Source organism: Streptococcus oralis (assembly GCF_003943385.1).
Lineage (GTDB): Bacteria > Bacillota > Bacilli > Lactobacillales > Streptococcaceae > Streptococcus > Streptococcus oralis_CA.
In genome coordinates this window covers 81,444-102,160 of sequence record NZ_RJPI01000002.1, presented here as the reverse complement: position 1 = coordinate 102,160, position 20,717 = coordinate 81,444, and the positions used below count along the sequence as shown (strand labels likewise).

Sequence of the window (20,717 nt, the reverse complement as noted above, 5' to 3'; positions counted from 1 at the left end):
GTCAACACTTAAGTGTGAAGTCGTACACCACAGCGTTTCTATGTTTATATAATACCACTTTTTCAAAAAAAATCAAGAGGAAAGTGCAATTTTTTGAAAAGGATTTCAGATTTTTCGCAAACGGTCGATAGCTTCCTTTCTTTGAGCCAAAGCCCGTTCATATTTACCAGTATCTTCTGCTTGGAAATAGTGATGATTACGAATTTTTTCTGGTAGATAGTCTTGCTTGACCCAATTTCCAGGATAGTTGTGTGGATAGAGATAGTCTTGGGCATTCCCCAGTTCCTTGCTTCCACTGTAGTGCCCATCACGCAGGTGTCGCGGAATAGGCAAGTGCCCTGATGTTTTGAGGTCGGCAAGAGCCTTATTCATAGCTACATAGGCTGAGTTGGATTTTGGAGAAAGGGCCAAATCAATGACGACATTGGCAATGAGAATGCGGGCTTCTGGGAACCCAATCTTTTGGGCAGCATCCAGAGCAGTCACGGTGTGAATCTGAGCTTCAGGATTGGCTAAGCCGATATCTTCATAGGCGATAACAGTCAAGCGACGAGCGAGACTTGGCAAATCACCAGCCTCAATCAAGCGGGCAGCATAGTGGAGACTGGCATCCACATCTGAGCCACGGATAGACTTTTGCAGGGCTGAGAGAACATCATAGTGGCCATCTCCATCTTTGTCCATGGTAATGTAGCTCCGCTGCAGGCTATTTTCCATGATGTCTAGAGTGATATGGCGGATGCCCTTATCATTCTCAGGGGTAGAGAGAACTGCCAAATCCAGCGAGTTAAAGGCAGAACGCAGGTCTCCGTTTGTAGAGGTTGCGATGAAATCCAGCGCGTCTTCATCTAGTTCTACTGGAAAATCAAAACCACGTTCAGGGTTACTTAGAGCTATCTGAAGCGCCTCTTTGACGTCTTGATTAGACAGAGGTTCCAACTCAAAAATCTGAACACGACTGCGAATGGCAGGAGTGACAGAAAAGAAAGGATTTTCAGTTGTAGCCCCAATCATGATGACTAGTCCACTTTCCAAGAGAGGAAGGAGAAAGTCTTGCTTGGTTTTATCTAGTCTATGAATCTCGTCTAGTAATAGGACGAGACCACCTGAAAATTTAGCCTCTTCCGCGATTTCTTGCAGTCGCTTTTTACTATCAACTGTCGCATTGAAAGTTCGAAAGGCATACTTTGTTGTTCCAGCGATGGCAGAGGCAATACTGGTCTTGCCGATGCCCGGAGGTCCGTAGAGAATCATGGAAGACAGACGGTTGGCTTCCACCATGCGGCGGATGATTTTTCCAGGTCCGACCAGATGCTCCTGACCGATGACCTGGTCGATGGTTTTAGGGCGCATGCGAAGCGCGAGATTGTCTGGCATAGCAGTCCTTTCTAACGTGGATTTTCTGATGTATATGTGGTAAGATGGTAGTATCTATTTTAGCATATTTCCGAGCAATCGGGGCGATTTAAGAGTCGCATAGAAAGAGGACAAAATGGCAACATATGGATTTTTAGATGTTTTAGAGGAAGAGTTGGAGAAGAATTTTCCCTTTGACTTTGAGATTAGTTGGGACAAGCGCAACCACGCGGTTGAAGTGAGTTTTCTATTGGAGGCACAAAATGCTACAGGTGTGGAGATGGTGGATGAAGACGGAGAGGTTTCGTCAGATGATATCCTCTTTGAGGAAGCAGTGCTTTTTTACAATCCTGCCAAATCAACAGTTAATGAGGAAGACTATTTAACAGTTATCCCTTATCTGCCGAAGAAAGGTTTTTCTCGTGAATTTTTAGCTTATTTTGCGCTTTTCCTCAAAGACACTGCCGAGGTTGGGCTGGATGCCCTCATGGACTTTTTGGAAGACCCAGAAGCAGAAGAATTTGTCATGGAATGGAACCAAGAAGTATTTGAAGAAGGAAAAGTCGGTTTGGAAGAAGGAGAATTTTATCCTTATCCGAGATACTAGGAGTTGGTTGGAGATGTTATGAAGAAAATTGGGACGTATTTGGTTTATGTGTTAGCTTTTGCCTTTATTATGCTAGCTTTTGCTTGTGGCACTATCGCATTTGCAGAGTTGGGGTATTCCGCAGTTTTAGCCTTTATTTTTGGTTATGCATTTGCTCTTCTAAGCATGTATTTAATCTTTATTCTTCATGAGCTGGGTCATGCTTTTTGTGGTTACTTGACAGGCTATCGGCTGGTGGCTTTTGGATTAGGACATTTTCTTTTGACCAAAAAGTCAGGCAGGTTTCATCTTAGTCGAACAGCCGTTCTGAAAAATGTTGGTGCTCAGTATATTGGATTAAAAGAGGACGAAAGTGATCAAAGAATCATTCTGATGCTTTCAGGAGGTTTGATGGTTCATCTCAGCTTGATATTATTGGCGATATTGTTTGGATTTTTGACAAAAAGCTGGTATTTTGCTGGTACTTGGATTTTTCTGAATTTGTCTTTCTTCCTAAACAACGCTTTGCCAGTCGGCATTACCGATGGAGCGAAAATCTGGGAATTGCGACAACACCCTGAAAATACCAAATACGCTTACTTGGTGTTGAGGCATTCTGCTCAAACTTTGCTGGCTCCTCAAGAATATGATTTGAAAGACTTTATCATGCCTGTTTCTGAGGATGCAAGTGGGAGTTTTGCAGAAAGTATTCAAACTCTTGAGGGAGTGGTTTTCATATTGGATGATAATATAGAAGGTGCAAAAAAACGGTTTCAGTCTTTATTAGATAAAACAGATAATTCGATGTCTCAAACTCTTTCGCAATTATACCTTCTTCAAATCGCCTTGCTGGAAGGAGATAATGAGAAAGCGGAGAAATATGCAAGTATTCGAAGTGTTAAATCCTTTTTATCTCTAAAAATGTCAGACATGCAGCTGATTCAAGCCTGGTATCAATTTAAGGTAAAGAAAGATGTAGCTCAAACTCGCAAGGCTATGAAGATTGCTAGACAGAAAATGAATAGCAGCCGAATGCTACGGGACGAGAAACGCTATTATGAAAACTGGTTAGCAGAGCTGGAAAAGGCATTAGCCGAAGGAGTCTAATATGGGAATAGAAATTTCTGATTTTACAGGCTGCAAGATTGCCCTCTTTTGTGACGATAGAATTTTAACTATCTTGCGGGATGATAAGTCAAACATTCCCTATCCTAATATGTGGGAGTTACCAGGTGGTGGCCGAGAAGGTGATGAAAGTCCTTTTGAGTGCGTGGCGCGTGAAGTTTATGAAGAACTGGGGATTCATCTGACTGAAGATTGCCTGCTCTGGAGTAAGGTGTACCCAAGCATGCTTTTTGAGGGGAAGGAGTCCGTCTTTCTAGTTGGAAAGTTGGCTCAGGAACAGTTTGACAAGATTGTCTTTGGTGATGAAGGGCAGGGCTACAAACTGATGAGCATTGAGGAATTTCTTGGTTCAGATAAGGTTGTACCTCAGTTGCAGGACAGAGTGAGGGATTATATGGAGGAGATAAAATAATTTTTGCAATTGCAACAACGACGTTAAATAAGGAAGTTAAACGCAAACTAAAAACTGGACAATATTCTAGAGAAGAAGCTACATTCATCTATATGGAATATTTAAAGTTAAAGAAGCAGAGAGAAGGTGGTACGAAAGTAGCTGGGATTTCTACGGCTGTTATATGGGTATTGATGCTTGTTATACCCTTACTGAGTGATGGAGGTCTCGTACTGCCTCTTTCAGTATATTTTTTACTTTTGATACTGTTAGCAGGAATTGTTCTATTTGTTTATTATCTTATGTTTGGTATTTTTAAACAGCAGATTCATAGCGCAATGAAAGAACACTACACAGATGTGATTGAGGAATTTAAGGGTCAGTAAAACAGCGTGTGGAAGAGCATAGAAGTGCTAGTTGAGAGAATGTGTATTTGGAGGTATTAGTATGATTCAGATTGTCCGAGCAGGAGCAGAGGATTTAGAAACCGTAATTGCAATTCAAAGGGCTAGCTTTAAGGCTGTCTATGAAAAATACCAAGATGAGTATGATCCCTATCTCGAGGATCGTGAACGAATCAAGTGGAAATTGGTGGAGCGTCCCAATAGTTATTACTACTTTTTGAAAGAAAAGGATGAAAACATCGGATTTTTACGAGTTCAGACCAATGAAGAGTTGACGGAGGCTTGGTTGGGAACGGCAGCGATTTTGCCCCAGTATCAAGGACAAGGTTATGGTTCTGAGGGATTGAGATTGCTGGAAAAGGAATTTCCGACGATTAAGCAGTGGGATTTGTGTACGGTATTACAGGATGCGGGCATGGTCGCTTTTTATGAGAAAAATGGTTACCATCAAACTCATATCGAGCCTGAAAAAGAAGGTATGGATATGGTTTACATGAATAAAATGATTGATAAATAGAAAGGATGGTTCGGTTAAATTTCTAAACTGAACCCGCCCTAAACACTGTGCCAAAAAGATAAACTTCTCTTAGACACAAGCGTCTTCAGAGAGTTTCCTATTTTGGTTTTGTGTTTTACGGGCTTGGTATCTTAATTATGGAAACATGGCAAGAGTTAAAAGTAACGGTGAAGCGTGAGGGAGAGGAGCTGGTCTCCAATCTCTTGATTGAGCTGGGAGCGCAAGGTGTTGCGATCGAAGATAGTATGGACTATGTGGGGAATGTGGATCGCTTCGGCGAGATTTTCCCAGAGGTTGAGCAACAAGAAGAAATCGTAGTGACAGCCTACTATCCTGATACGGTTGATGTAGCAGTGGTTGAGGCGGACTTGCAGGCTCGCCTGGTAGAATTGACCGATTTTATGGATCTGGGAGAGGTCAAGATGGGGACGGCTGCCTTAGCTGAGGAAGACTGGGCTGACAACTGGAAGAAATACTATGAGCCAGCTCGCATCACTCATGATTTGACCATCGTGCCATCTTGGACAGACTATGAGGCGACTGCTGGAGAAAAGATTATCAAACTGGATCCAGGCATGGCTTTTGGTACTGGGACGCATCCAACGACCAAGATGAGCATCTTCGCCTTGGAGCAGGTCCTTCGTGGGGGGGAAACGGTTTTAGATGTGGGGACTGGATCAGGTGTCCTTTCTATTGCCAGCTCGCTTCTGGGTGCTAAGGAAATCTTCGCCTATGACTTGGATGATGTGGCAGTTCGTGTTGCTCAAGAAAATATTGAACTCAACCCTGGCATGGAAAACATCCATGTTGCTGCTGGAGATTTGCTCAAGGGTATGGAGATTGAAGCAGATGTCATTGTGGCCAATATCTTGGCGGATATTCTCATTCACCTGACAGAGGATGCTTATCGTTTGGTCAAGGACGAAGGCTACCTGATCATGAGTGGGATTATCAAGGACAAGTGGGACATGGTGCGCGAGTCAGCTGAGTCAGCTGGATTTTTCCTTGAAACCCACATGATTCAAGGGGAGTGGAATGCCTGTGTCTTTAAGAAGACCAAGGATATTTCAGGTGTGATTGGAGGCTAGCATGCAGCAGTATTTTGTCAAGGGCAGTGCAGTCTCTCCTGTCACTATCGAGGACAAGGAAACCAGCAAGCATATGTTTCAGGTCATGCGCCTGAAAGAAGAGGATGAGGTGACCTTAGTCTTTGATGATGGCATCAAGCGTTTGGCGCGCGTGCTGGATGTGGAAGCCCGTCAGTTTGAGTTGGTCCAAGATTTGGCTGACAATGTGGAACTGCCAATCCAAGTGACCATCGCATCTGGCTTTCCTAAGGGAGACAAGCTGGAGTTCATCACTCAAAAAGTGACGGAACTGGGTGCCAGCCAGATTTGGGCCTTTCCTGCCGACTGGTCGGTTGCTAAGTGGGACGGCAAGAAATTGGGCAAAAAGGTTGAGAAACTAGAAAAAATCGCCCTTGGAGCAGCAGAACAAAGCAAACGAAATCGGGTACCGAGTGTTAGTCTTTTTGAAAAAAAATCAGACTTTCTAGCCCAGCTGAACCAGTTTGACTCTATTGTAGTGGCCTATGAAGAATCAGCAAAAGAAGGAGAAACCGCTGCGCTCTTACAAGCAGTCACTGGTCTTGAAAAAGGAGCCAAACTGCTCTTTATCTTTGGCCCAGAAGGTGGTCTCTCACCTGCAGAAATTGAGAGTTTTGAAGCTAAAGGAGCCGTCTTGGCAGGACTTGGTCCTCGTATTTTGCGAGCAGAAACAGCACCACTTTACGCCTTATCAGCCCTTAGTGTTTTAGTAGAATTAGAAAAAATAAGAGGAAGAAAATGGAACAAAAACACCGTTCAGAATTTCCAGAAAAGGAACTTTGGGATTTAACCGCCCTATACCAAGATCGTGAGGATTTCTTGCGTGCCATTGAAAAGACTCGCGAAGATATCAACCAATTTAGCCGTGACTACAAGGGAAATCTTCATACTTTTGAGGATTTTGAGAAGGCCTTTGCAGAATTGGAACAAATCTACATTCAGATGAGCCATATCGGCAATTATGCCTTTATGCCTCAGACGACAGACTATAGCAATGAGGATTTTGCTAATATTGCCCAAGCTGGGATGGAATTTGAAACAGATGCCAGTGTAGCCTTGACTTTCTTTGACGATGCCTTGGTGGCAGCAGACGAGGAAATCTTGGACCGTTTGGGTGAACTGCCACATTTAACAGCTGCCATTCGTCAGGCTAAAATCAAAAAAGCCCACTATCTTGGGGCAGACGTGGAGAAGGCCTTGACCAATCTCGGTGAAGTTTTCTACAGTCCACAGGACATCTATACTAAAATGCGAGCTGGGGACTTTGAAATGGTTGACTTTGAAGCCTATGGCAAGACCTACAAAAACAGCTTTGTGACTTATGAGAATTTCTACCAAAACCACGAGGACGCTGAGGTTCGTGAGAAATCTTTCCGTTCCGTCTCAGATGGACTACGTAAGCACCAAAATACAGCTGCAGCAGCCTATCTAGCTCAAGTCAAATCTGAAAAACTATTGGCAGATATGAAGGGATACGACTCAGTATTCGACTATCTTTTAGCTGAGCAGGAAGTAGACCGTGCCATGTTTGACCGCCAGATTGACCTCATCATGAAGGACTTTGCGCCAGTTGCTCAGAGATACCTCAAGCATGTTGCTAAGGTGAATGGTCTTGAAAAGATGACCTTTGCAGACTGGAAATTGGACTTGGATAGCGCCCTCAATCCTGAAGTCAGCATTGATGATGCCTACGATTTGGTCATGAAGTCTGTAGAACCACTGGGTCAAGAATACACTCAAGAAATTGCCCGCTACCAAGAAGAGCGCTGGGTTGACTTTGCCGCCAATAGTGGCAAGGATTCTGGTGGATATGCAGCTGATCCCTACCGTGTGCATCCTTATGTCCTTATGAGTTGGACAGGCCGTTTGAGCGATGTTTATACCTTGATTCATGAAATCGGGCATTCTGGTCAATTTATCTTCTCAGATAACCACCAGAGCTATTTCAACGCCCACATGTCGACCTACTATGTTGAAGCGCCATCAACCTTCAATGAATTGCTTTTAAGTGATTATTTGGAACACCAGTCTGACGACCCTCGTCAAAAACGCTTCGCTCTTGCCCATCGCTTGACAGACACCTATTTCCATAACTTTATCACCCACCTCTTGGAAGCGGCCTTTCAACGCAAAGTTTATACATTAATTGAAGAAGGAGAAACTTTCGGTGCAAGCAAACTCAACAGCATGATGAAGGAAGTCTTGACGGATTTCTGGGGAGATGCCATTGAGATTGATGATGATGCAGCTCTGACTTGGATGCGCCAAGCTCACTACTACATGGGCTTGTATAGTTACACTTACTCTGCTGGACTAGTCATCTCGACTGCTGGTTACCTTCATCTGAAAAATTCTGAGAATGGAGCTGAAGACTGGCTCAATCTCCTAAAATCAGGTGGCAGCAAAACCCCGCTTGAATCAGCCATGATTATTGGAGCGGATATTTCAAAAGACAAACCACTTCGTGATACGATTCAGTTCTTGTCAGACACAGTTGACCAGATTATCGCCTACAGTGCCCAGTTGGGGGAGTAGGGATTAGACAGATTTTAGGAGAATAATATGAATAGAATCAAAAAATGGTTAGAACAAGATCCACAAAGAATACTCTTTATCAAAATTGGTCTAGTCTTGTTGGGAATCGTTTTGTTGATCGCTTTGCCTACTCTCTATCTTGTTTTAAGCGGAGTAGGTATTTGGTATTTTGTAAAGAAAGCACCAGATATTCGAAAAAGAAATCTAATGATAGGGCTTTTCGTTGTCAGTATTGCTGTAGTTTCTCTCCAAACTCCAACAGTCACAAAGAAAATTTCATCTTCTCAATCAGAAACTAAGCAGACCGCGGCATCTACTGATTCGACATCTTCAACCACAGATACTTCATCTAGCATAGAAGAGGCAAAACGAGTTGAAGAAGAGAAAAAAGCTAAAGAAAAAGCAGAAGAAGAGAGAATCGCTAAAGAAAAAGCTGCAAAGGAGTTGCAAGAAAAAGGTGAAACCTTAGTCAAACAATTGGAAGAAAGCCAAGATGCGAGTCAAGTGAAGTCTGTTAAAGAGACCGTTAATCAGATTGAAAATAATGATAAAAAGACAGGGTTGCTCGGTAGAATAGCTGCAGTTGAGTCATTAATTTCTCAAAAAGAAGAAGAGAAAAGAATTGCACGTGAAGCTGAAAATAAAGCTCAACAGCAAGATAGAATTGTCTATGTTGCAAACCATGGAAAATCAGAAGTTTATTGGTATAGTAAGGATAGAATGCCTCCAAAAACGAATAAAGCTAACGTTGTTGAGATGACAGAATCAGATGCGATTGCATCAGGAAAACGTCCATCGAAAACAGAATAAGAAAGAAAGTCATCTACGGATGGCTTTTTGATAAGTTACTAGAAATGTAGAGGTACTTGAGATGCGTAAAAAATTACAAAGAAAAGTGATAGAAGAAAAACCAAGCTATAGCCGAGAAGAAATTCAGTGGTTGCTTGAGCACTTGGGAGATCCCTCTCCAGAAATTCGAGACGAACTTGTTTTTACGAGTTTGGCTAGAGGGATTCAAGAAGAGTTGTTTTCCCTTGAGCAGTTTCAGTTTATCTCAGAAGAGGTCTCCTCTGATGAAGGTCTATACAAAGAGATTGATAGTAGAGAAGTTTTGGCTCTTAAACGTTCTTTTAGGGCGCTTATTTATGCCAATCTTTTGTCCTGCGATGGTGCTAAGGAATCACTTTATTACCAGCAGTTGCCTTCTCCTATCAGGGCTATCATGCTAAATCAAGGATTGTACTATCTTACAAAGGAAAAAGAAACGACGGGCTACTCTCCTCAGTTTGGTTGGATCCACGCATTTGCGCATGGTGGTGATCTCTTGACGGAAGTTATATGCCATCCTAGCTTTCCAAAGTCAAATATAGTCGAAGCATTTGAAATCATTGGGAAAATCTTTAAACGTGTTGAGATTCGTTTTACAAATGATGAAGATTGGCGGTTAGCCAGAGCGTTTTATGAACCAATCTTACGAGGGAAAATCGAACCGTCTCTACTCACTGCTTGGCTGCAAACAGTCGAATTTCCCCTGAAAGAAGCAAATGATTTCCATAAATTTTCCAACTTCAGATCCTGTCTGTTGGAAGTCTATGTCAAACTTGATCAGAAAAACTTTTTACAAGATGAGTTAAAAGAAGCTATTCAATCTTTTCAATACTAGAGATTAGCTGGTCATTTTATGATTTTCAAAAAACTTTCCAGTCAATTTTCTTGAAACCCTTTCCTTCTTCTGATAGACTAATACATAGTTTGAAAAAAGGAGACTTATCATGAAAAAATTTGTTGCTGAATTAATCGGTACATTTATGCTTGTGTTCATCGGAACAGGAGCTGTTGTTTTTGGAAATGGTCTTGAAGGTCTTGGACACCTTGGAATTGCTTTTGCCTTTGGTTTGGCAATCGTGGTAGCAGCTTTCTCAATCGGAACTGTTTCAGGTGCTCACTTGAACCCAGCTGTTTCAATTGCTATGTTTGTAAACAAACGTTTGTCATCAAAAGACCTTGTAAACTACATCCTTGGACAAGTAGTTGGGGCTTTCCTTGCGTCAGCTGCGGTATTCTTCCTCTTGTCTAACTCAGGAATGTCAACTGCAAGTCTTGGTGAAAATGCCTTGGCAAACGGTGTCACTGTCTTTGGTGGTTTCTTGTTTGAAGTCATCGCAACTTTCTTGTTTGTCTTGGTTATCATGACGGTGACATCAGCAAGCAAAGGCAATGGTGCGATTGCTGGTTTGGTAATCGGTTTGTCCTTGATGGCAATGATCCTTGTTGGATTGAACATCACTGGACTTTCAGTAAACCCAGCTCGTAGCTTGGCTCCTGCAGTCTTGGTAGGTGGCGCAGCCCTTCAACAAGTATGGATTTTTATCCTTGCCCCAATCGTTGGTGGTGTTATTGCAGCCCTTGTTGCGAAAAACTGCCTTGGAACAGAAGAATAAAAAATAAAAAGAGTCCTGTCCTCAGTCTGAGGAACAGGGCTTTTTCGTATCTGTTTATACTCAATGAAAATCAAAGAGCAAACTAGGAAACTAGCCGCAGGTTGCTCAAAGTACTGCTTTGAGGTTGTAGATGAAACTGACGAAGTCAGTAACATATATACGGCAAGGCGACATTGACGCGGTTTGAAGAGATTTTCGAAGAGTATTAGCGGTTGTCAATTTTCTCTGGATGAAGGTCGTGTTGAAAGAGGCGTTGTTCTGCCAAGCCTTCATACTTGGTTCCAGGTCTACCGTAGTTGTAGTAGGGGTCGATTGAGATGCCACCGCGCGGAGTGAATTTTCCCCAGACTTCTAAATAGCGAGGGTCTAGTAGATTGACCAAGTCTTTCCCGATAGTGTTGATACAGTTTTCATGAAAATCTCCATGATTTCGGTAGCTAAAGAGGTAGAGTTTGAGGGATTTTGACTCGACACAGAGCTTGTCAGGAATGTAGGAAATATAAATGGTTGCAAAGTCTGGCTGAGCAGTGATAGGGCACAGGGAGGTAAATTCAGGACAGTTGAATTTGATGAAATAGTCATTTTCCACATGACGATTGTCAAAGGATTCGAGGACTTCTGGTTGATAGTCAAAAATGTAGGTAGTTTCTTTGTTGCCCAGTAGGCTTAGATTTTTCATTTCTTCTTGTTGTGACATGATTTTTTCTTTCTAATTTAAACACCACGCTGGTTGTCGTAGAGGAGGGTATGAAGTTGAGGAAGGACGCGGACATTGCCCCAGCTATCGTCAGCAGCGATGCGTTCCCAGAGTTCTTTGAGGCGGTCTAGTTGGTCTTGGACGATATTACCTGTAGCCTTGGGCTCAGGATTTCCAGCCGATAAGAAGAGAACATCTGGTTGGTAACGTTCTTGAATCCCTTTAGCAAAGGCCAAATCGGCATCATCAAAGACAGGGATTTTAAAGGTGACCTTGTCTGGATCCAATTGGGAAACGATAAAGTCTAAAGTCTCGAAGTTAACTTCCATCTTGGAGGAAGGAGGTTTGGGGCTCAGAGTGACTTGGTCGATGTCTTTTAACCAATTTTGCCAGCGAGAGCCTTGGGTCTCAACAGCCAGAGTGACACCACGTTCCTTGAGCTTGGTGACGAGTTGAGCCATGTTGGCTGCTAGGATAGTAGGATTTCCCCCAGACAGGGTTACATAGTCGTAGCTTCCCAGCTTATCTAAGGCGGCAATGACTTCGTCAGCTGTCATACGAGTAGGTTTTTCAGAACCATCCCAAGTAAAGGCAGAGTCGCACCAGTCGCAGTGGTAGTCGCAACCAGCAGTGCGGACAAACATGGTTTTCTGCCCGATAGCACGACCTTCACCTTGAAAGGTTGGCCCGAAAATTTCAAGAACCGGTAGTTTGAGGACACGTTCCCTAGTCATCTAACCACTCCCGTCTAAACTCTGCAAAGGCAGTCGGAGTTTCATAGAGGCGAACGTATTCCAAACGGAGACTGCGTTCGTCTGGCAACTCTTGGCTCATGGTTTGGAAAATCCAGTAAACCATATTTTCAGCAGTTGTGTTCATATAAGGCAGGGTTTCATTGAGATAGCGATGATCCAAGTGGGGCTCTAAGAAGTTCTTGTAGATCGCTTTAATGTCTCCAAAATCGTAGGTCATGCCCCGTTCATCTAAAAATCCACTAACAGCAATCTGCAGATGATAAGTGTGGCCGTGCAGGGACTTGCATTTTCCTTCATAGTGAAAGAGGTGGTGGGCAGCGTCGAAGGTAAATTCTTTTGAAACTAAGGTTCTGTGAGGGTTGTAGACAAGAGACTCCCCAGTTTCCTGTTTGATTTCTTTGGGTGCAAAAAACATTAGCCCTCTCCTTTCTGTGAGAGATAAACATCTAGTCCATGCTGACGTAGGTTGCAGGCTGGACAATCTCCACAGCCACTTCCGATAATCCCATTGTAGCAGGTCAAGGTCTTTTCACGAACATAGTCAAAGGCACCGAGTTGATCGGCTAACTCCCAAGTTTCAGCCTTGTCTAACCACATGAGAGGTGTTTGGATAACAAAGTCGTAATCCATAGCAAGGTTGAGGGTAACATTGAGAGATTTGACAAAGACATCTCGGCAGTCAGGGTAGCCTGAGAAGTCTGTCTCGCAGACACCTGTGACGATGTCTTTAATGCCTCGTTGCTTAGCAAGAACTGCCGCAAAGGACAGAAAGAGGTGGTTGCGACCGTCAACAAAGGTATTGGGAATCTCTCCCTCTTTTTGCTCGATTTCCAGATCAGAAGTCAAGGCATTTTCAGTGATTTGTCCCAGTAGAGACATATCCAAGATGTGATGACGAATGCCTTGCTCCTTAGCGATTTCTCTAGCAACTTGAATTTCGAGATGATGGCGTTGGCCGTAGGCAAAGGTGACAGCTTCGACCGTTTCATAGTGTTCTTTAGCCCAAAAGAGGCAGGTTGTGGAATCTTGGCCACCACTAAAGACGACCAAGGCTGATTGACGTTTCATAGTACTCCTTCCAAAGTGGGAAATGTTCAGAGCACGCAAAAAGCTCCCTTGAGGGGAGCTAAAAAATACCAAGTAGAGGTTTTTTTTAGCGATGGCATGTCCCAAACATCGTAATATTCTACCTACAGTCTAGCATATTTTTTAAAAAATGGCAAAGGGCAAGAAAAAAGAGACCAAATAAAGCACTTGGTCTCTAGTGTGATTAACTCAATTCAGCAACGATGGCCTTGATTTGTTCTGCTGTGTGTACTCCAGCAACTTGTTTCACCACTTGGCCGTCTTTTTTGAAGAGAAGAGTTGGGATAGACATGATTCCAAAGGCACGAGCTGTGTTTGGATTTTCATCAACGTCCATTTTAACGATTTTCAAGACATCTTCTGAAAGTTCTTCAGACAATTTATCCAAGATTGGACCTTGCATACGACATGGACCACACCAAGTTGCCCAGAAGTCTACCAAGACCAAACCGTCTTTTGTCTCTTGTTCAAATGTTGCATCTGTAATTGCTTTTGCCATAGTATTTCTCCTTTTTTAGTTATATTGGCTTAAATCTTGTTTCATGAGATAGAAGAAGACATCTCCATAAGTCCCATGGTAGTCCAAATCATGACCATTGTAAGTTAATTTTTGGACAGTGTAGTAATCCGCGACGCCGATAAGGCAGGCTTGTTGAGAACGTTCAAAGTCTTGATAAGACTCGAAAGTCATAGTTCTCTCTTGTTTGCTGGCGTCTAGGTAGGTAATTTCGATCATATAAAACTCCTTTATTCGATCTTGACTTTATTGTACTCCTTGAAAAGAGGAATGTCAAGAAAAATGATTGCGCACGCAACTTTTTTAAAAAATCTGATTAAGAAATGAAGTCAAGACTGGTTTCCAGTCTTTCCTCGACGGTTTTTTGCAGGTAAGATAGAGCTGTTTGTCCCTCATCAGTCAGGCAGATAAAACTAGCCCGTCTATCCTGATCGCAACATCGGCGACTAAGCAAACCACAGTTTTTCTCTTCTAGTCGAGCTACCATTCGAGAAACAGCGCTTGGGCTGAGATGGAGTTTATCTGGCAGGTCAATTTGTCGTAGAGATTTTTCTTGGGCTAGATTCAGATAGTATAGCAGGTAAAACTCTTTCAAGTTCAGCCTTTGTTCACTCTGCTGAGCAATAGTTTCTTCCAACAAGGCTTCTATTTCCTTTTGACGGCGGTTGTAGTCAAACCATTTTTCCAAATAGGTCATTGCTTTCTCCTTTCTTTTCAAAGTAAAAATAGCAAAGTCATTACTGATTGTCTTTGTAACACAAGATGATTGCGCATGCAATGATTATACTACTTTTAGCTAATCCTTGCAAGAAAGAAAAATTTCGATATTTCCTTGAAATTTTCTGAAAAAAGAGTAAACTGGTATGCAAGAATTCTATTTCAAGGAGTTTGAGATGAAGTTATATGTTCAATTAATGATTCTCTTTGTGATTTCTCTTATCGGAGAGGGAATCTCCAGTTTCTTTCATCTGCCTATCCCAGGCAGTATTATCGGTTTGATTATTCTTTTTCTAGCCCTGCAATTCAAGTGGCTAAGGACCAGGCATGTCAATATGGTGGGGAATTTTCTGCTGGCTAATATGACCATTCTCTTTTTGCCACCAGCAGTGGGAATCATGGAAAAGTTTGATGTGATTGCCCCCTATCTCTTGCCCATTGTCTTGATTGTCTTTTTTGCGGCTGTCATCAACATTATCCTCATCGCCCTAGTGGTTCAGTTCATCAAGCGACGGTTTGAGGGAGATTATGAGAAGGGAGAAACGAAATGAGTGAATTTGTATCGAATCCTTTGTTTGGAATCGCCTTATCTATCCTAGCTTATCTAGTGGGAATGCTGATTTACAGACGTTTTCCCCATCCTTTGACAACACCTTTGCTTTTGTCGGCAATTTTCATTATCATCCTTCTTAAGGCGACGGGTATTTCTTATCAAGATTACTACCAAGGTGGGGTTTATCTGAATAACTTGATAGTCCCATCGACAGTGGCTCTAGGGATTCCGCTTTATAAAAGTTTTCATCTGATGAAGCACCATGCTCGGAGTATTCTCTTTGGTAGTCTGCTAGCAGTAGTTGTCAATACTAGCTTCACTGCCATAGTGGCGAAAATCTTTGGCATGGACTTTTTTCTAGCCATTTCTCTCTTTCCCAAGTCAGTGACAACCGCCATGGCAGTGGGAATCACAGAAAAATTGCAGGGTTTGACGACTGTGACCTTGGTCGTCGTAGTGGCAACTGGGATTTTAACTAGTGTTATCGGCCCCACCCTTTTGAAGTGGTTGAAGATTGATGATCCAGTGGCAGTTGGGCTTTCGCTTGGAGGAACAGGTCACGCAGTCGGAACGGGAACTGCCTTTCGATATGGATCGGTAGCAGGAGCCATGGGTGGCTTGGCTATAGGTGTCACTGGTATTCTCTACGTCTTTGTCAGTCCTCTTGTAGCCAGTTTGATATTGAGTTAAAGAAAAACCCAGCTTTCTAGCTGGGCATTTTTTATTGCAAGTTAACCTTGTTTTTCAAGATATAGTAGGTTCCGAGGTAGTAGATAATTGCTAGAATGAAATCTTTGAGGATATCAACGCTAATTAGGAGGTTAAAATCATAATCCATTCGGAAGAAGATAGAAATATAGCCAATCACGATGTTAATCACGATATAGGCTAAAATTCCCATAGCGGTACGATACTCGTTAAATAGTTGACCAATTGAGATACAAAGGTAAATAGATAAAATCCAAGTAATTGAACCGACCAGAAGAGAGAGGGCATAGAGCCAACCGTAACCGAGATAAGGAGAGATAAATCGATAGAGGAGTGGCAAATCTTTCACTACAGGGGTGAGTGAGAAGATAATAATGATACTCAAGATAAATACAATATAGCTTATGATTGACCAAATGAGAGCACCCAGTAATTTGGCGGTGATGATCTGGTGTTCAGAGACGGGCAGAGTCAATGTAAGATAGCCCTGACGATCGTAGACACTTCCCTTGAAGCGTCGAACGATTAGAAAGATAGTTGCGATCCAGAGAGTAACGCTGAGCCCACCAAAAACTAAGATCAGAAAGCCTAACAGATAGTAGGGATCATTACCATAGCTAGTGTAGGTCTGACTAATGCCAGAAATGGATGCACCAATCAAAACCGAAATTGCAAGCACAGCACCGTAGAGAGCTAGATACCATTTGTTAACATTTTTAAATTCATAACGAACTAAATTCCAAAACATAATAATCTCCTTTAACTAAGCCTTGAACTCTTGGCGGAAGAGCTGGTCAATCGACTCACCTGACTCATAACGAATATCATCAACATTTCCTTGACGGACGACTTTTCCGTTATTTAGGAAGATGATTTCGTCCAAGATCGGCTCGATATCTGAAATCAAGTGGGTAGAAATCAAAACAGTTGAAGTTGGTGAGTAGTTGTTGATGATGGTATTTAAGATATAGTCACGGGCAGCTGGATCCACACCACCAATCGGTTCGTCGAGAACGTAGAGACGAGCTTCACGGCTCATAACGAGGATGAGCTGAACCTTTTCTTTGTTCCCTTTTGACAATTTCTTGAGGCGACTGTTTTCATCAATGCCAAGATCTGCTAAAAGGTGCTGAGCCCGCTCAAGATTGAAATCTTGGTAGAAAGTTTTAAAGTAGGTCAGTGCTTCTTTGATTTTCATCTGTTCATTCAGATAAGTCGTGTCTGGTAGATAAGAGACAATGGCCTTGGTAGCAGGACTCGGATCCATGTTGTTAATGAGGACACGTCCTTGGTCTGGTTGGAGAAGTCCGTTGATCAGCTTGATCAAGGTTGTTTTTCCAGATCCGTTCGGACCAAGGAGTCCAACAATTTTTCCAGCGGGAATCTCAAGGGAAATATTGTTAAGGGCTGCTGTAGCCCCATAAGATTTGGATACATTTTCAAATGCTAGTAATGTCATAATTTTACACTCCTTTGATGTATTCGCTAAGCACATTTGGCAGTTCTTCTTTTTGATAACCAAATTGAAGCATACCCGTTACAAAGTTTTTCAGTTGCTCCTCAGATAGTTGCTTGCGAGTTTGGACAATTAAGTCCCGATCTTCTGTCACAAAGCGTCCGGTTGTACGCTTGCTGTAGACCAAGCCTTCACGCTCAAGATCAGACAAGGCACGTTGGATAGTATTGGGATTGACCCCAGCCTCACTTGCCAGTTCTCTCACGGTTGGGAGCTGTTGGTTGGGTTCCAGTTTATGAGAAACAATCTCGAGTTTGATTTTTTCCATAATCTGCAAATAGATGGGTTTTGTATTATCAAAAATCCAGGACATCATAGTCTCCTTTCTTTTTCTTTATTGTTCTAATTAAATAATACAATAAAACAAAAAACTTGTCAAGTAAAAATAAGAATTGTTTTGGGAATTGCTCAAAAAATGGTATAATGAAAAGAAAACGACAAGGAGGAGAAGCATGCGTTGTCCAAAATGTGGGGCTACTAAGTCTAGTGTTGTTGATAGTCGACAAGCCGAAGAAGGAAATACCATCCGTCGAAGACGTGAGTGCGATGAGTGTCAGCATCGTTTTACGACCTATGAACGAGTAGAAGAAAGAACGCTGGTTGTCGTCAAGAAAGATGGCACACGAGAGCAGTTTTCGAGAGATAAAATCTTTAATGGGATTATTCGCTCAGCCCAGAAACGCCCTGTTTCGAGTGATGAAATCAACATGGTGGTCAATCGTATCGAGCAAAAACTCCGTAGTCGCAGTGAGAATGAAATCCAAAGTGAATATATTGGAGCTTTAGTCATGGAGGAATTGGCGGAGTTGGATGAGATTACCTATGTTCGTTTTGCTAGTGTTTACCGTAGCTTTAAGGATGTGAGTGAGTTGGAGAGTCTGCTCCAGCAGATCACCCAGTCCTCAAAAAAGAAAAAGGAAAAATAGATGAAGCCAAATGACCGTTTTTCTTTTCTAAAGAATAATCGGGTGTCGCAAGATACCTCATCTCTGGTGCAGTGCTACCTCCCGATTATCGGTCAGGAGGCGCTGAGCCTCTATCTATATGCCATTACCTTTTGGGATGGCGGGCAAAAGGAACACCTTTTTGCTAACATTCTTAACCATTTGAACTTCGGGATGAATACGCTCCTCCAGTCCTTTAAAATCTTATCTGCTTTGGATTTGTTGACCCTTTATCAAAGGGGAGAAACTTATGAATTACAGCTTCATTCTCCCCTCTCCAGTCAGGATTTTTTAAGTCATTCTGTCTATAGCAGATTATTAGAGAAAAAGATTGGGGATACAGCTGTTTCTGCCATGAAGCAGGCTCCAAGTGAGGGAGAAGCACTCTCTGTTTCCTTGAGCCAAATCTTTCCAAATCTGACTGAAGAAGTGACTGCAATCGAGTCAAAAAGCAAGTTAAAAAATGATTTTGACTTGGAGCATTTCCAGCGCCTGATGGCTCGAGATGGCTTGCGTTTTGAAGACGAGCAAACGGATGTTTTGGAATTGTTTGCCATCGCAGATGAAAAAAAATGGACCTGGTTTGAAACCTATCAACTAGCCAAGGCGACAGCTGTGGCTCAGGTTATTTCAGTCAAACGCATGCGTGAAAAGATAGCACAAAAACCAGCTACTTCTGACTTTAGCCCCAAAGAAATGACCATTATCAAGGAAGCCAAAACCAAAACTCCCCTACAATTTTTAGCGGAAATCAAGCAAACGCGTAAGGGGAACATCACCCAGAGCGAACGGGAACTTCTTCACCAGATAGCATCTTTAGGCTTGTTGGACGAAGTCATCAATATCGTCTTACTTTTAACCTTTAACAAGGTTGATTCGGCCAATGTCAATGAAAAATATGCTATGAAAGTCGCAAACGACTATGCCTATCGCAAGATTCGGACAGCAGAGGAAGCCGTGCTTCGGATTCGAGAACGTCAGCAAAAAGGCCAGGAAGACCAGAAAAATAAGTCTAGTTCAACTAAGACAAATGTTCCTAAGTGGAGTAATCCAGAATACAAGAATCAAACCAGTGAGGAAACTCGTCTGGAACTAGAACGCAAAAAACAAGAAATGTTAGCCCGATTAGAAGAAGGAGGAGACTAGATGGAAAGTGTAGGTGATGTAATCAAACGTCAGACGAGTCGTTTTCAGTATCAGGACCTAGTCCAGCAGATCATGAAGGACCCAGATGTAGCGGCTTTTATCCAGAAAGAATCCCTCAGCCAAGAGGAGTTAAATCGTAGCATCTCCAAGTTCAACCAATATATCACAGAACGGGACAAGTTTCTTCGTGGGGATGCGGACTATATAGCGCGCGGCTACAAGCCCATCTTGGTTATGAATCACGGATATGCGGATGTGTCTTATGAAGAAACACCAGAACTAATCGCGGCAGAAAAAGAGGCTGCAATTAAGAATCGTCTTAAGTTGATCAATCTACCAGCAAGTCTCAAGAAAGCGAAGTTGGCTCAGATTGACCTGGATGATCTAGGACGGTTGCCGATTTTTGAGAGACTCTATTCCTTTGTTGACCTTTACCCAAGCATTCGAAAAGGCCTCTATCTTTACGGAGATTTTGGTGTTGGTAAGAGTTTCATGATGGCGGCCTTAGCTCACGACCTATCTGAAAAACGTGGGGCATCAACGACGATTCTCCATTATCCAAGTTTTGTCATTGATGTGAAAAATGCCATCGGTGAAGGCTCTGTGAAGGCCTTGGTGGATGACATCAAGTTAGCAGAGGTCTTAGTCTTGGATGATATTGGCGCAGAGCAGTCGACTCCTTGGGTACGTGATGAGATTCTCCAAGTCATTCTTCAGTATCGTATGCAGGAAGATTTGCCGACCTTTTTTACTTCCAACTTTAATTTCCAAGATTTGGAGAAGCATTTTGCCAAAGGAAAGAATGGAAATGACGAGACTTGGGAAGCTAGACGGGTTATGGAACGAATCCGTTATTTGGCTGAGGAAACGAGACTAGAAGGAGAAAATCGCCGATGACAGAAACCATTAAATTGATGAAAGCTCATACTTCAGTTCGTCGCTTTAAGGAGCAAGAGATTCCTCAAGAACACTTAAATGAAATCTTGACTGCTGGACAAATGGCGTCATCTTGGAAAAATTTCCAATCCTACTCTGTGATTCTTGTGCGCAGTCAAGAGAAGAAAGATGCTCTTTATGAATTGGTTCCGCAGGAAGCCATTCGCCAGTCAGCTGCCTTTTTGCTCTTTGTTGGTGACTTGAACCGAGCTGAAAAGGGAGCAAGCCTTCATACGGACACTTTCCAACCTCAAGGGGTAGAAGGTCTCCTCATCACGTCTGTGGACGCTGCTCTTGCTGGGCAAAATACCTTGCTTGCGGCTGAGAGTCTGGGGTATGGTGGTGTGATTATCGGTTTGGTCCGTTACAAGTCAGAAGAAGTGGCAGCGCTTTTTAACTTGCCTGACTACACCTACCCTGTTTTTGGGATTGCCCTTGGCGTGCCAAATCAACAACATGATGTCAAACCAAGACTGCCTTTGAGCCAAGTGGTATTTGAAGAAGAATACCAAGAACAGCCAGTTGAAGCGATTTTGGACTATGACCAAGTGCAGGCAGACTATGCTGGTGCGCGTGCGACGACCTCTTGGAGTCAGCGTTTGGCAGAGCAGTTTGGTCAAGCCGAACCTAGTTCAACTCGGAAGAATCTAGAACAGAAAAAGTTATTGTAGAAAGTGAGAA

The 20,717-nt window shown here is 42.7% G+C and carries 28 protein-coding genes; 17 read left to right on the top strand and 11 right to left on the bottom strand.

From position 1 onward, the window contains the following. Positions 1–105: 105 nt before the first annotated feature. Complete coding sequence (locus D8803_RS02280; protein ID WP_131200109.1) at positions 106–1,377, bottom strand: replication-associated recombination protein A; 1,272 nt, start codon at positions 1,375–1,377, stop codon at positions 106–108. Between the two features lie 115 nt (positions 1,378–1,492). On the opposite strand from D8803_RS02280, the gene D8803_RS02275 reads away from it, so the two are divergent. From D8803_RS02275 to D8803_RS02225, 11 genes are all read left to right on the top strand, one after another. Then, complete coding sequence (locus D8803_RS02275; protein ID WP_045592523.1) at positions 1,493–1,963, top strand: DUF3013 family protein; 471 nt, start codon at positions 1,493–1,495, stop codon at positions 1,961–1,963. Between the two features lie 18 nt (positions 1,964–1,981). Next, on the top strand, positions 1,982–3,049 hold the full coding sequence (locus D8803_RS02270) for a site-2 protease family protein (RefSeq protein ID WP_190316788.1): 1,068 nt from the start codon (positions 1,982–1,984) through the stop codon (positions 3,047–3,049). A gap of 1 nt (position 3,050) precedes the next feature. Then, positions 3,051–3,479, top strand: a complete 429-nt coding sequence (locus D8803_RS02265) for an NUDIX hydrolase (protein ID WP_131200107.1) — start codon at positions 3,051–3,053, stop codon at positions 3,477–3,479. Further along, on the top strand, positions 3,476–3,844 hold the full coding sequence (locus tag D8803_RS02260; protein ID WP_131200106.1) for a hypothetical protein: 369 nt from the start codon (positions 3,476–3,478) through the stop codon (positions 3,842–3,844). The genes D8803_RS02265 and D8803_RS02260 overlap by 4 nt, the downstream gene beginning before the upstream one ends. 61 nt (positions 3,845–3,905) lie before the next feature. Continuing rightward, complete coding sequence (locus D8803_RS02255) at positions 3,906–4,379, top strand: GNAT family N-acetyltransferase (protein WP_131200105.1); 474 nt, start codon at positions 3,906–3,908, stop codon at positions 4,377–4,379. 137 nt (positions 4,380–4,516) lie between these two features. Continuing rightward, complete coding sequence (gene prmA / locus D8803_RS02250) at positions 4,517–5,467, top strand: 50S ribosomal protein L11 methyltransferase (RefSeq protein WP_131200104.1); 951 nt, start codon at positions 4,517–4,519, stop codon at positions 5,465–5,467. Position 5,468: 1 nt separating this feature from the next. Beyond that, a complete protein-coding gene (locus D8803_RS02245; RefSeq protein WP_317842869.1) occupies positions 5,469–6,275 on the top strand; it encodes a 16S rRNA (uracil(1498)-N(3))-methyltransferase in 807 nt (268 codons plus the stop codon). Beyond that, positions 6,224–8,020, top strand: a complete 1,797-nt coding sequence (gene pepF / locus D8803_RS02240; RefSeq protein WP_131200103.1) for an oligoendopeptidase F — start codon at positions 6,224–6,226, stop codon at positions 8,018–8,020. The genes D8803_RS02245 and pepF overlap by 52 nt, the downstream gene beginning before the upstream one ends. Before the next feature lie 27 nt (positions 8,021–8,047). Continuing rightward, positions 8,048–8,830: a deoxyribonuclease gene (locus D8803_RS02235; protein ID WP_131200102.1), complete on the top strand. Its 783-nt coding sequence runs from the start codon at positions 8,048–8,050 to the stop codon at positions 8,828–8,830. A 61-nt stretch (positions 8,831–8,891) separates the two neighbouring features. After that, positions 8,892–9,683: a DUF2785 domain-containing protein gene (locus tag D8803_RS02230; RefSeq protein ID WP_131200101.1), complete on the top strand. Its 792-nt coding sequence runs from the start codon at positions 8,892–8,894 to the stop codon at positions 9,681–9,683. A gap of 109 nt (positions 9,684–9,792) precedes the next feature. Then, a complete protein-coding gene (locus tag D8803_RS02225; RefSeq protein ID WP_125415381.1) occupies positions 9,793–10,461 on the top strand; it encodes an MIP/aquaporin family protein in 669 nt (222 codons plus the stop codon). A 205-nt stretch (positions 10,462–10,666) separates the two neighbouring features. On the opposite strand, the gene queF is transcribed toward D8803_RS02225, so the two are convergent. The 7 genes from queF to D8803_RS02190 all read right to left on the bottom strand — a co-directional run bounded on the left by queF (position 10,667) and on the right by D8803_RS02190 (position 14,213). Then, positions 10,667–11,158: a preQ(1) synthase gene (gene queF, locus D8803_RS02220; protein ID WP_131200100.1), complete on the bottom strand. Its 492-nt coding sequence runs from the start codon at positions 11,156–11,158 to the stop codon at positions 10,667–10,669. Between the two features lie 17 nt (positions 11,159–11,175). Then, complete coding sequence (gene queE / locus D8803_RS02215) at positions 11,176–11,892, bottom strand: 7-carboxy-7-deazaguanine synthase QueE (protein WP_125425940.1); 717 nt, start codon at positions 11,890–11,892, stop codon at positions 11,176–11,178. Next, positions 11,885–12,328: a 6-carboxytetrahydropterin synthase QueD gene (gene queD / locus D8803_RS02210; protein ID WP_125848472.1), complete on the bottom strand. Its 444-nt coding sequence runs from the start codon at positions 12,326–12,328 to the stop codon at positions 11,885–11,887. Before queD ends, queE begins: the two co-directional genes overlap by 8 nt. Further along, positions 12,328–12,981 (bottom strand): 7-cyano-7-deazaguanine synthase QueC, encoded by a 654-nt coding sequence (gene queC / locus D8803_RS02205; RefSeq protein ID WP_125848474.1) that lies wholly within the window; start codon positions 12,979–12,981, stop codon positions 12,328–12,330. Before queC ends, queD begins: the two co-directional genes overlap by 1 nt. A 202-nt stretch (positions 12,982–13,183) precedes the next feature. Beyond that, complete coding sequence (trxA, locus tag D8803_RS02200; RefSeq protein ID WP_001029581.1) at positions 13,184–13,498, bottom strand: thioredoxin; 315 nt, start codon at positions 13,496–13,498, stop codon at positions 13,184–13,186. 15 nt (positions 13,499–13,513) lie between these two features. Next, the gene (locus tag D8803_RS02195) at positions 13,514–13,735 is read right to left on the bottom strand and encodes a DUF4649 family protein (protein WP_000570264.1); all 222 of its coding nucleotides are present in this window, start codon (positions 13,733–13,735) and stop codon (positions 13,514–13,516) included. 97 nt (positions 13,736–13,832) lie between these two features. Next, complete coding sequence (locus D8803_RS02190; RefSeq protein ID WP_084948991.1) at positions 13,833–14,213, bottom strand: MarR family winged helix-turn-helix transcriptional regulator; 381 nt, start codon at positions 14,211–14,213, stop codon at positions 13,833–13,835. A 196-nt stretch (positions 14,214–14,409) separates the two neighbouring features. On the opposite strand from D8803_RS02190, the gene D8803_RS02185 reads away from it, so the two are divergent. Both D8803_RS02185 and D8803_RS02180 read left to right on the top strand, forming a co-directional pair. Next, positions 14,410–14,784, top strand: a complete 375-nt coding sequence (locus D8803_RS02185; RefSeq protein ID WP_000781326.1) for a CidA/LrgA family protein — start codon at positions 14,410–14,412, stop codon at positions 14,782–14,784. Next, positions 14,781–15,476 (top strand): LrgB family protein, encoded by a 696-nt coding sequence (locus D8803_RS02180; protein ID WP_131200099.1) that lies wholly within the window; start codon positions 14,781–14,783, stop codon positions 15,474–15,476. Before D8803_RS02185 ends, D8803_RS02180 begins: the two co-directional genes overlap by 4 nt. A 31-nt stretch (positions 15,477–15,507) precedes the next feature. Here D8803_RS02180 and D8803_RS02175 read toward each other — a convergent pair whose 3' ends face one another. The 3 genes from D8803_RS02175 to D8803_RS02165 are packed head-to-tail and all read right to left on the bottom strand — an operon-like array spanning position 15,508 to position 17,323. Beyond that, the gene (locus D8803_RS02175) at positions 15,508–16,242 is read right to left on the bottom strand and encodes a hypothetical protein (RefSeq protein ID WP_084946299.1); all 735 of its coding nucleotides are present in this window, start codon (positions 16,240–16,242) and stop codon (positions 15,508–15,510) included. 15 nt (positions 16,243–16,257) lie between these two features. Continuing rightward, positions 16,258–16,953: an ABC transporter ATP-binding protein gene (locus D8803_RS02170; RefSeq protein WP_038804969.1), complete on the bottom strand. Its 696-nt coding sequence runs from the start codon at positions 16,951–16,953 to the stop codon at positions 16,258–16,260. Between the two features lie 4 nt (positions 16,954–16,957). After that, complete coding sequence (locus D8803_RS02165) at positions 16,958–17,323, bottom strand: GntR family transcriptional regulator (protein WP_131200098.1); 366 nt, start codon at positions 17,321–17,323, stop codon at positions 16,958–16,960. Between the two features lie 139 nt (positions 17,324–17,462). Here D8803_RS02165 and nrdR point away from each other — a divergent pair, with 139 nt between their 5' ends. The 4 genes from nrdR to D8803_RS02145 are packed head-to-tail and all read left to right on the top strand — an operon-like array spanning position 17,463 to position 20,707. Next, a complete protein-coding gene (gene nrdR / locus D8803_RS02160; RefSeq protein ID WP_001203677.1) occupies positions 17,463–17,936 on the top strand; it encodes a transcriptional regulator NrdR in 474 nt (157 codons plus the stop codon). Then, positions 17,937–19,100, top strand: a complete 1,164-nt coding sequence (locus tag D8803_RS02155) for a DnaD domain protein (protein ID WP_131200097.1) — start codon at positions 17,937–17,939, stop codon at positions 19,098–19,100. It begins immediately after the preceding gene. Next, positions 19,101–19,997: a primosomal protein DnaI gene (gene dnaI, locus D8803_RS02150; RefSeq protein ID WP_131200096.1), complete on the top strand. Its 897-nt coding sequence runs from the start codon at positions 19,101–19,103 to the stop codon at positions 19,995–19,997. Continuing rightward, entirely contained in the window at positions 19,994–20,707 is a 714-nt protein-coding gene (locus tag D8803_RS02145) for an NADPH-dependent oxidoreductase (protein WP_131200095.1), read from the top strand. Before dnaI ends, D8803_RS02145 begins: the two co-directional genes overlap by 4 nt. The last annotated feature ends 10 nt before the right edge of the window (positions 20,708–20,717 follow it).